This window comes from Streptomyces thermovulgaris (assembly GCF_002155915.1).
Classification (GTDB): domain Bacteria; phylum Actinomycetota; class Actinomycetes; order Streptomycetales; family Streptomycetaceae; genus Streptomyces; species Streptomyces thermovulgaris.
Genome location: NZ_MUME01000022.1, coordinates 1 through 9,972 on the forward strand (window position 1 = coordinate 1; position 9,972 = coordinate 9,972).

12 protein-coding genes and 1 pseudogene are annotated in these 9,972 nt (G+C 70.9%); 11 read left to right on the forward strand and 2 right to left on the reverse strand.

What is annotated here, in order from left to right; translation table 11 throughout:
* From CCN35_RS02985 to CCN35_RS03005, 5 genes and pseudogenes are all read left to right on the forward strand, one after another.
* A pseudogene (locus CCN35_RS02985) lies at nt 1-296 on the forward strand (hypothetical protein); the annotation flags it as partial.
* Nucleotides 297-589: 293 nt separating this feature from the next.
* A complete protein-coding gene (locus CCN35_RS02990) occupies nt 590-1,321 on the forward strand; it encodes an LmeA family phospholipid-binding protein (RefSeq protein WP_067397161.1) in 732 nt (243 codons plus the stop codon).
* A 453-nt stretch (nt 1,322-1,774) separates the two neighbouring features.
* On the forward strand, nt 1,775-2,620 hold the full coding sequence (locus CCN35_RS02995) for a sulfurtransferase (protein ID WP_067397160.1): 846 nt from the start codon (nt 1,775-1,777) through the stop codon (nt 2,618-2,620).
* A gap of 72 nt (nt 2,621-2,692) precedes the next feature.
* Nucleotides 2,693-2,980, forward strand: coding sequence for a DUF1416 domain-containing protein (locus CCN35_RS03000; RefSeq protein ID WP_067397159.1), 288 nt, complete (start codon nt 2,693-2,695; stop codon nt 2,978-2,980).
* 166 nt (nt 2,981-3,146) lie between these two features.
* Nucleotides 3,147-3,404, forward strand: coding sequence for a DUF3099 domain-containing protein (locus tag CCN35_RS03005; protein ID WP_067397158.1), 258 nt, complete (start codon nt 3,147-3,149; stop codon nt 3,402-3,404).
* Between the two features lie 71 nt (nt 3,405-3,475).
* On the opposite strand, the gene CCN35_RS03010 is transcribed toward CCN35_RS03005, so the two are convergent.
* The gene (locus CCN35_RS03010) at nt 3,476-3,838 is read right to left on the reverse strand and encodes a DsrE family protein (protein WP_067397157.1); all 363 of its coding nucleotides are present in this window, start codon (nt 3,836-3,838) and stop codon (nt 3,476-3,478) included.
* Between the two features lie 512 nt (nt 3,839-4,350).
* Here CCN35_RS03010 and CCN35_RS03020 point away from each other — a divergent pair.
* From CCN35_RS03020 to ygfZ, 3 genes are read left to right on the forward strand one after another with little or no spacing between them, the layout of a single operon-like run.
* Entirely contained in the window at nt 4,351-4,926 is a 576-nt protein-coding gene (locus CCN35_RS03020) for a heme-binding beta-barrel domain-containing protein (RefSeq protein ID WP_067397156.1), read from the forward strand.
* Nucleotides 4,927-4,979: 53 nt separating this feature from the next.
* On the forward strand, nt 4,980-5,417 hold the full coding sequence (locus tag CCN35_RS03025) for a Fur family transcriptional regulator (protein WP_067397155.1): 438 nt from the start codon (nt 4,980-4,982) through the stop codon (nt 5,415-5,417).
* Between the two features lie 9 nt (nt 5,418-5,426).
* On the forward strand, nt 5,427-6,392 hold the full coding sequence (ygfZ, locus tag CCN35_RS03030) for a CAF17-like 4Fe-4S cluster assembly/insertion protein YgfZ (RefSeq protein ID WP_067397154.1): 966 nt from the start codon (nt 5,427-5,429) through the stop codon (nt 6,390-6,392).
* A 49-nt stretch (nt 6,393-6,441) separates the two neighbouring features.
* Here the strand turns inward: ygfZ and dtd are convergent, their stop codons facing one another.
* On the reverse strand, nt 6,442-6,867 hold the full coding sequence (dtd, locus tag CCN35_RS03035) for a D-aminoacyl-tRNA deacylase (RefSeq protein WP_079129848.1): 426 nt from the start codon (nt 6,865-6,867) through the stop codon (nt 6,442-6,444).
* Between the two features lie 208 nt (nt 6,868-7,075).
* Between dtd and CCN35_RS03040 the strand changes: the two genes are divergently transcribed.
* The 3 genes from CCN35_RS03040 to CCN35_RS03050 form a co-directional block, all read left to right on the forward strand.
* Nucleotides 7,076-7,756, forward strand: a complete 681-nt coding sequence (locus CCN35_RS03040; protein WP_067397152.1) for an RsiG family protein — start codon at nt 7,076-7,078, stop codon at nt 7,754-7,756.
* A gap of 90 nt (nt 7,757-7,846) precedes the next feature.
* Entirely contained in the window at nt 7,847-8,842 is a 996-nt protein-coding gene (locus CCN35_RS03045; protein WP_086791431.1) for an asparaginase, read from the forward strand.
* An 826-nt stretch (nt 8,843-9,668) separates the two neighbouring features.
* On the forward strand, nt 9,669-9,972 hold a 304-nt coding region (locus tag CCN35_RS03050; RefSeq protein ID WP_143631358.1), incomplete at its 3' end, for a winged helix-turn-helix domain-containing protein.

The following is a 9,972-nucleotide window of genomic DNA, read 5'->3' on the forward strand; positions in this document are numbered from 1 at the left end:
GCGCGGCGGCGGTCGCGGCGGCCGTCCTGGCACGTGCGCTGCCGCTGCCCACCGCGGCCTCCGCCGTCGTCGCGCTGCTCGCGGCGGCGGGCATGGGCATCGTGGTCGACGGCATGACGGACATGGGCGCGAAGGGCGCGCTGCTCGGCACGGGCGCGGCGGTGTGCGCCCTGATCGGCCACCGCGTGGCCGCCTACGACTACCCGTCGCGCTTCGTGCACTTCACGGCCGGTGTCACCCTGCCGCTCACGGCGGCGGCACCGGTGGTGTGGGTGCTGGGCCGGGTGCTCGGCTAGGAGCGGATGCCCGGCCGGGTGCCCGCCCGGGAGCGGGCGCCCGGCCGGGGAGCGCCGTCCGGGATGCCGTCCGGATCGTGCCGTGGAAAGCGGGGCCCGGCGCGGCCGCGAGGCCCCGCGCACCGGGCCGGCCCGGTCCGGGCGCCTTCACGGCCGCATCGTCCGCCGCACCTCTTGTCACAGCTGATCAACAAAATCCTCGAGTGGGTTGTTTTCGGGGTTAGGCTCCCGCCGACGGCCGCCCGGCCGTCCGGATCACAGACCTTGATCCCACACCCTGGGGGGAGACCCGCATGCGCGCGCTGCGAATACTTCTGATCGTCGCCGTGGTCCTGGGGCTGCTGTTCGTGGCGGTCGACCGGATCGCGGTGCACTTCGCGGAGGACCAGGCCGCCGACCGTCTCAGGACGACCGAGAACCTGGCGAGCACCCCCGAGGTGTCCATCAACGGCTTCCCGTTCCTCACCCAGGTGGCGAGCGGGGAGCTCGACGACATCAAGGTCGGCATCGAGAGCTACGAGGCGTCCACCGGCAAGGGCGAGCAGAAGATCCGCATCGACGACCTCGAGGCGAGCATGAAGGGCGTGCGCTTCTCCGACGGCTACCGCTCGGCCACCGCCTCCGAGGCCACCGGCACCGCGCTCATCGCCTACGACGAGCTGCTGAAGGCCGCCAAGTCCGAGTCCACGCAGATCGCCCCCGGTGTGACCTCCCAGGTGGTCGGCCTGTCCGACGGCGGCAACGGGAAGATCAAGGTCGACGTGGTCAGCACGATCCTGGGCAACAAGGTGCCCAGCACCGTGTTCAGCTCGGTCACCGTGCGGGACAACAAGGTACGGGTGCAGGCCGAGGGGCTGCCCGAGTTCGGCGGTGTGCAGCTCGCCGAGGACCGCATCCGGTCGGTCACCGACTTCCAGCAGACGATCGACCAGCTGCCCGGCGGGATCCGGCTGGACTCGGTGAAGGTGGCGAAGGACGGCCTCGAGATCACGGTGAAGGGTTCGAACGTCAGGCTCGCCGGGTAGGACTCGTCGGGCGGGACGACAGCCGGCGGACGCCAGGATGTCCAATGGGTGAGACGGCGTCGTCCGTACCGCAGAAACCGCACGGGAACGAGGGGAGATCCGGGCCTCGCGGGGCTGTCCGGAGACCTCTCGTTTCTGTCTTTCTTCCCGTATCCCGGACGATGTCGTCTCAACATCCGACACAGCGGTGACACAGCCGCCCGTCCTCCCTACGATCTACCCCATGCAGCGACAGGCGGATCTCACGAAGCGGCGGGCAGTGGACCTGTGCCGCGTGGCTGCCATGCTCTGTCGCACTTTCTGAGCGGGAGCCTTCTCCCGTATCGCCGGCCCCGTGCGCGATCCCGGGGCCGTCCGTGCGCCGTGCATCCCGGTACCGCACCGTGCACCGGCGTGCTTTCGCACCTCTTCTACATCCGCACCCCGCCGCAACTGCCCCGGAGGAGATTGAGCATGAGCCGCAGCGACGTACTGGTCGACGCCGACTGGCTCCAGGAGCACCTGGACGACCCCGACATCGTCATCGTCGAGGTCGACGAGGACACGTCCGCGTACGACAAGAACCACATCAAGAACGCCATCCGGATCGACTGGACGAAGGACCTCCAGGACCCGGTCCGCCGTGACTTCATCGACCAGGAGGGCTTCGAGAAGCTCCTGTCGGAGAAGGGCATCGCCAACGACCACACGGTGATCCTCTACGGCGGCAACAACAACTGGTTCGCCGCGTACGCGTACTGGTACTTCAAGCTGTACGGCCACGAGAAGGTCAAGCTCCTCGACGGCGGTCGCAAGAAGTGGGAGCTGGACGCCCGCGAGCTGGTCGACGGCACGGAGGTGCCGCAGCGCCCGAAGACCGAGTACAAGGCCAAGCCGCAGGACACCTCCATCCGCGCCTTCCGCGACGAGGTGGTGAAGGCCATCGGCCAGCAGAACCTGGTCGACGTCCGCTCGCCCGACGAGTTCTCCGGCAAGCTGCTCGCCCCGGCCCACCTGCCGCAGGAGCAGTCGCAGCGCCCGGGCCACGTCCCGACCGCCAAGAACATCCCCTGGTCGAAGAACGCCAACGACGACGGCACCTTCAAGTCGGACGAGGAGCTCAGGGAGCTCTACGCGAAGGAGAACGTCGACCTGTCCAAGGACACCATCGCCTACTGCCGCATCGGCGAGCGCTCCGCGCTGACCTGGTTCGTCCTGCACGAGCTGCTCGGGGTCCCGAACGTCAAGAACTACGACGGCTCCTGGACCGAGTACGGCTCCCTGGTGGGCGTGCCGATCGAGCTCGGCTCCGGCAAGTGAGCCGGTCCGGCCCCTCCCGATTCCACCGATCCTCCCGACTTCACCGACGTCAACGAACCTCTGGAGCAGTACATGTGCGGAGCGAAGGCCGGCGGCCCGGACGCCTCGACGATCAGGCCGGGTGAGACGACGATCCAGGGTCAGGTGACCCGCAACGGCGAGCCGGTGGCGGGCTACGTCCGCCTCCTGGACTCGACCGGCGAGTTCACCGCGGAGGTCCCCACCTCCGCCACGGGCCAGTTCCGGTTCTACGCGGCCGAGGGCACCTGGACCGTCCGCGCCCTGGTCCCCGGTGCCACCGTCGACCGTACGGTCGTCGCTCAGAAGGGCGGTCTCGCGGAGGTCGCGATCGCGGTCTGACCCCCGCGGCCCCTTTCCGCAGCCTTCCCGGGAAGGGCCGCGCCCCGGGTGTTCCCTTCCCGGGGCGCGGCCCTTCGGCGTGTCTCGGCGTGCCTTGGCGTCTTTCGGTGCACATCGGCGTGCCTCGGCAGGTCGCACGCGGCGGATGCGGACCTACTCTGGAGATATGTACGCACGACGGCGTCATGTGTACTTCGCCATGATGGGCACCTGTATCGGACTGTTCGTCCTGGCGTGGGGCGTCGTGCGGATCTGGTCGGTTCCCGCGGCGGTCGGCATGTGTCTGGCTGCCATGGTGATTCCGCCGATCGCCGCGGTGATCGCCAACCGGCGAGGGCCCGACGACCGCTGGTGGGACGACCCGTCGGGCGATCCGCAGTCCGACGAGTGGTGGGACGAGCTGGACGGCAAGAAACGCCCCTGACCCCGCGACGGGACGTCCCGGCGGGGACGGGACGGTGAAGCGGCGGGGACGGAGCGTCTCGAAAGGGTGTCTCAGTAGACGAGCGCCTGCGTGTCGTCGGCCAGCGCCTCCTGGACGAAGACCTGCGCGCCCGCGATCCGGATGCCCTCCATCACGTCCTTCTCGGTGATCTCCCGGCGGGCCGCGCACTGCGTGCACAAGGTGATCCGGCCGGCCGCGAGGATCGACTCGATCAGCTCCGGCAGCGGAGCGGCGTGCGGCAGCTCGAACTCGGCGGCCCGGCCCGGCAGCGCGAACCAGGCGGATTCCCCGGTCAGCCACAGCGAGACCTCGACCCCGCTGGCCGCGGCCACCGCCGCCACCGTGAACGCCTGCGAGCACCGCTCGGGAGCGTCCGCCCCAGCCGTCACCTTGACTACGAGCTTCTTCGCCATGCCTGAATCGTAGTCACCCTCCCCGCACCCCGGATGTCACCCGGAGGTCCCCGCGAAGGCGTGTACGAAGATCCCCGCGAAGGCGCGTACGGGAAGGTGCGTGCCCGGGGGGCGCGCCTCCGTTCCGGGGGAGGGGCATCGGCGCTGCGTCCTGAGGACGCCGGGGAGATCCGGGCGGGCGACCGGGAACCTGCCTCCCTGCCGCCGCCGGCCGCGCAGGAGCCGGGCGTGCGGACCTGCGGCGACCTGCGCACGCCGGGCCGGCCCCGCGGGGCCGGCTGCCCGTCCGGGCCCGGGCGGCGCACCTCGGCCGGGAGGGTCGGGTTCCGGCCGACTAAGCTGGAGCCCGGCCCTGGTGCGCACCGCACCCTGCTCAACCGAGGAGCACCCCGTGGAAATCTTCTTCGAAGCCCTGTTGGTTCTGGTCTGCGTCGGCGTCCTCGCCTTCGCCTACCTGACCGTGAAGAAGCTGTACCAGGGCCAGCGCTGACCACGACCGAGAAACGCAGCTCATGATCGAGATCCCGTCCGACCTCCACAAGGACCTGGTCCCTCTCGCCTTTCTGCTCGGCGACTGGGCCGGCGCCGGTGTGCACGACTTCCCGGGCGCCGAGAAGTGCAACTTCGGCCAGGAGGTCTCCTTCACCCACGACGGCCGGAACTTCCTGGAGTACCACTCCCGCACCTGGGTGCTGGACAAGGACGGCAACAAGGTCAAACCGCTGGAGTCCGAGTCCGGCTTCTGGCGCATCGACGCCGACCGCAAGGTCGAGGTCACGATGACCCGCAACGACGGCGTCGTCGAGATCTGGTACGGCGAGCTGGCCGCCGGGAAGCCGCAGATCGACCTGGTCACCGACGCGGTCGCCCGCACCGCCGGGTCCCGCCCCTACAGCGGCGGCAAGCGGCTGTACGGCTATGTCAAGGGCGACCTGATGTGGGTCGGCGAGAAGCAGACCCCCGAGGTCGCGCTGCGCCCCTACATGTCCGCCCAGCTGAAGAAGGTCGTCACTCCCGAGGAGGTCGAGCGCTGGGCCAAGTCGCTTCCGGACGACCTGCCCGACGACGGGATCGCCTTCTTCAAGTAGTACCTGCTCCGACTTCGAGCGGCACCTGCCCCGGGTGGTCCTAGACTCGTGGTGTGGTGAGCACCGACTGGAAGAGCGATCTCAGACAGCGCGGCTACCGGCTGACGCCGCAGCGACAGCTCGTGCTCGAAGCCGTGGACACCCTGGAGCATGCGACCCCCGACGCCATCCTCAACGAGGTGAGGAAGACGGCGTCGGGGATCAACATCTCCACCGTCTACCGGACCCTGGAGCTGCTGGAGGAGCTGGGGCTGGTCAGCCATGCCCACCTCGGCCATGGTGCGCCCACCTATCACCTCGCCGACCGTCACCACCATCTGCATCTGGTCTGCCGGGACTGCGAGGGCGTGATCGAGGCCGATGTGGAGGTGGCGGAGGACTTCACGGCCAAGCTGCGGGAGCAGTTCGGCTTCGACACCGATCTGAAGCACTTCGCCATCTTCGGCCGCTGCGCGGACTGTTCCCCGAAGGGGCCGGCCACCGCGTCGTAGGCTTTCCCCATGAAGAGTCCCCTGCTGTCCTTGCCCGGCGCCGTCCCCGCCGAGGGAGTGGACGAAGGCGTCGCCGCCCACTACGGCGACCTGTTCCGTGAACAGCGCGCTCTCGCGGACGGCACCGGATTCGTCGACCTCTCGCACCGCGGTGTCGTCACCGTCTCCGGCGAGGACCGGCTCGGCTGGCTGCATCTTCTGCTCACCCAGCACGTCAGCGAGCTGCCCGCGGGCCAGGCCACCGAGGCGCTGATCCTGTCCCCGCACGGTCACATCGAGCACGCGCTCTACCTGGTCGACGACGGCGAGACGGTCTGGGCGCACGTGGAGCCCGGCACCCAGGAGGCGCTGATCGCCTACCTGGAGTCGATGAAGTTCTTCTACCGGGTCGAGATCGCCGACCGCACCGGGGACTACGCCGTGGTGCATCTGCCGGCCGGTTCCATCGCGGAGGTGCCCGAGGGGGTCGTCGTGCGGGAGACCCCGTACGGCCGCGACCTGTTCCTGCCGCGCGCGGACCTGGAGTCGTACGCCCGGACGGCCGGCCCGCCGGCCGGGATCCTCGCCCACGAGGCACTGCGCGTCGAGCAGCACCGCCCCCGGCTGGGCTTCGAGACCGACCACCGCACCATCCCGCACGAGGTGGGCCTGATCGGCACGGCCGTCCATCTGAACAAGGGCTGCTACCGCGGCCAGGAGACCGTGGCCCGGGTGCACAACCTCGGCAAGCCGCCGCGCCGTCTGGTCTTCCTGCACCTCGACGGCAGCGAGGTCCATCTGCCGCCGCACGGCACGGACATCCGTCTCGCCGACCAGGGGCCGGACGGCCGCAAGATCGGTTTTGTGACCACGTCCGTACGGCACTTCGAGCTCGGCCCGGTCGCGCTCGCCCTGGTCAAGCGGAACGTCCCGGTGGACGCGCGGCTGCTGGCGGGGGACACGGCGGCGGCGCAGGAGGTCGTCGTCGAGCCGTAGCCCCGGCCGCAGCCCCCGGCAGCCCCGGGGCTGCCGGGGAACCGGTGGCCTACACCTCCAGCAGGACGGTGAACGGGCCGTCGTTCGTCAGCGACACCCGCATCTGCGCGCCGAACCGGCCCGTCGCCACCGTCGCACCCAGCGAGCGCAGCTGGGCGACCACCTCCTCGACCAGCGGCTCGGCGACCTCGCCCGGGGCAGCCGCGCTCCAGGTGGGGCGGCGGCCCTTGCGGGCGTCGCCGTACAGCGTGAACTGGCTGATGACCAGCAGCGGGGCACCGGTGTCGCTGCACGACTTCTCGTCGTGCAGCATGCGGATCGACCAGAGCTTGCGGGCGAGCTGGGCCGCCTTCTCCTTGGTGTCGTCGTGGGTGACGCCGACGAGGACGCACAGCCCCTCGCCCTCGATCGCTCCCACCGTCTCGCCGTCCACGACGACGCTTGCGCCGTCCACTCTCTGCACCACTGCACGCATGGCGACCATCATGCCGGTCGGCCGTCCGGGTGCCCGGGGCACCCCGGTCCGAGGGAGTCGGAAAAGATCGGAAGAAAGTCCATATCGTGCTTCTTTGTGATCCATAGCCCCCTATACGGGGCTGATCGGGGGCGCTCGGTCACACACCGGCCACTCGGAGTGGCACGATGCTTCCCGTACGTGCCGGTCGAGGGGACGGTTGAGGGGCATGAGCACATCGAGCACCGAGCGGCAGTCCGCGGCGGCCTTGCCGGTCCACGGGGGCATTCCGGAGGGCCACCGCCCGCCCGTGCAGCGCACCGACAGCCCGGAGCTTCCCGTGGAGCCCGCGAAACCGGCGGAACCGGCGAAGCCGGCGGAGCCCGCCGGTCCGGCGGAGCCCGACCTGACCGCGCTGAGCCTGTCCGAGCTGCGCGCCCTGCGCCGGCGGGCGCAGCGGGACGAGGCCGACCTGAGCTACGTACGGCGGCTGCTCCAGGGGCGGATCGACATCCTGCGCGCGGAACTGGCCCGGCGCGGGTCCGCGTCCGTCCCGGACTCCGGGCAGGGGTCCGCGCCCGGGCAGACCTCCCTCGTCCAGCGGCTCGCGGAGATCCTCCGGGACGCGCCCGCACGGCAGCGTTCCTCGGCCCGCCATGTGACGCTCGACACGCCGCACGGGGAGGAGTACCGGCGGCTGGCCGCGCAGATGCTCGCCGAGGTCGAGCTGTCGGACCTGAGGGCCCGTACGGACGCGGAGCTGGGCGCGGCGATGGGACGGCTCGTGCGGTACGAGCAGCAGGTCTCCGGACGGCGGCAGGAGCTGCAGCGCACGGCCGACGAGTGCAGCGCGGAGATCGCCCGCAGGTACCGTGAGGGGGAGGCACAGGTGGACGACCTGCTCGCCTGACGCGACGGTCGTCAAGGCCCCGGGTCGGCGCGGACGGCCGGTCACCCGGTGCCCAGCCTCCTCAGCCCGTCGTCCCGGAAGGCCACCGCCATGTCCGTGTCGTCAGCGTCCTCGGCGCCGTCAGCGCCGGCGGCATCGTCGTCCGTCGCCTCCCCCGTCCTGGCAGAGGTGGTCCGCTCGGGGTTCGTGGAAGGGCGGCACCGGGGCAGCCTGGTGCTGCTGGGCGCGGACGGTTCGGTGGAGTTCGCGCTGGGGGACGTGACCTCACCGGTCTTCCCGCGCTCGTCCAACAAGCCGATGCAGGCGGCGGGCGTGCTGCGCGCCGGCCTGGAACTGAAAGGCGAACGGCTTGCCCTCGCCGCTGCCAGCCACTCCGGTGAAACGTTTCACCTCGATCTGGTCCGCACAATGCTCGACGAGCACGGGCTGAGCCCGGAGCAGTTGCAGTGCCCGCCGGACCTGCCGCTGGACCAGGAGGAGAAGGAACGCTACCTGGCCTCCGGGGCGGTGCGCGACCGGGTGGTGATGAACTGCTCCGGCAAGCACACCGCGATGCTGGCGGCGTGCGCGCTGCGGGGCTGGCCGCTGGAGTCGTACCTCGACCCGGAGCATCCGCTGCAGCAGCTCATCCACAGGAGTGTGGAGGAGGCGGCGGGGGAGCCGGTGGCCGCGGTCGGCACGGACGGCTGCGGCGCGCCGCTGATGGCGATCAGCCTCACGGGCCTGGCCCGCGCCTTCCGCTCCTTCGTCCTGGCCGCGCCCGGCACCCCCGAACGCCGGGTCGCGGACGCCATGCGCGCCCACCCCGAGTACGTCGCCGGCACCCGCCGCATCGACACCTGGCTGATGCGCGACCTCCCCGGCACCCTCTCCAAGGTGGGCGCGGAGGCCGTCCAGGCCGTGGCCCTTCCGGACGGCCGCGCCCTCGCCTTCAAGATCGAGGACGGTGCGGTCCGGGCCCTGGGCCCGGTCCTGGCCCGCGCCCTGGCCCTGGCGGGCCTGGACGCCCCGGTGCTCGACCGCATCGGGCACGCCCCGCTGCTGGGCGGCGGCCGGGAGGTGGGGAAGGTCCGGGCGGTGTTCTGAGCACCGGCCGCGCGGCCCGTCCGGCGTGCGGGGCGAGGCCGTCCGGGCCGCTTCCGTGGCTCGGGGCGGCGCGGGAGCGAAGTCCTCGAGGGAGCGCGGGACGGGCCGGCGGCGGGGCGGGGAAAAACCCGGGACACCCCGCATCCCCGACCCTGCCGTCGCCCCGTGACCGGCGCCTCCTCGCACATCGATGTTCGTCCCGCCGACGAGGACGAGATTCCGGACCGGGCCCGTGCTCCGAACACCGGCTTCCTGCGCGGCCCCGGCGCCTGCGAGCCCCGGTCTGACGCTGGGTGCCGCGGAATGGGCGACCCTGTGACCCGGCGACGAGTCCGCCGTGCGGCTCGCGGCGCTCGGCCGGGTCCAGGAGGAACGAGCGGGCGCCGTCCGCATGGCCGACGCCCTGTTGCGTACGTCCGGGCGCCCGTGGTGCCCGGACATGTTCTGAGTGCTCCTCCCGTCGGTGACGGCGGACAGCGACGACATGTCCGTGGTCCGGCTGTTCAGTTGTGGCTGTGCCGGCGGTCTTCAGTTGTGGCTGTGCAGCGTCTGTTCAGTTGTCCCGTCTGTTCAGTTGTGGCTGTGCCGGCGGCGCCGTGTGCCGGCTGCCGCTCCTCGTTGGCTTCTCCACCGGCCGGGCTCCCGGCTCCCCTCCGGAAGGAAGCACGGCCCGTGTACCCCAACCGTCACCCTGGTGGCCAACACTTCGAAAGTTTGACCATGTTGTTCAAGTTGGCTGCCAACTTCACTGCTCTTATCTCCACTTGGAAGCGTCTCATAACCACCTTTCCTTGAACTGCCGGAAGATGGCGAGAAGTTGTACTGTTTGGACGTGGACCCGGAATATGCCTCCGCCAAGGGGCGGAAGAGGCCGCGGCGGGCACGGAGAACACACCGCGAGGTGGCCGACGAGCTGCGCCGCCGGATCACGAGCGGTGTGCTGCGGCCGGGTCAGCGCATGCCCACCCAGGCCAAACTGGCCGTCGAGTTCGGCGTCGAGCGGGGAGCGGTGCGCCAGGCGCTGCGCATCCTGCAGGCGGAGCGTCTGCTCACCAATGTGTCCAAGGGAAGCCCGGCGACCGTCGCCTACGACCCGGGACGGCCCCCGGTCGGCCCCGCCGCCCCGCCGC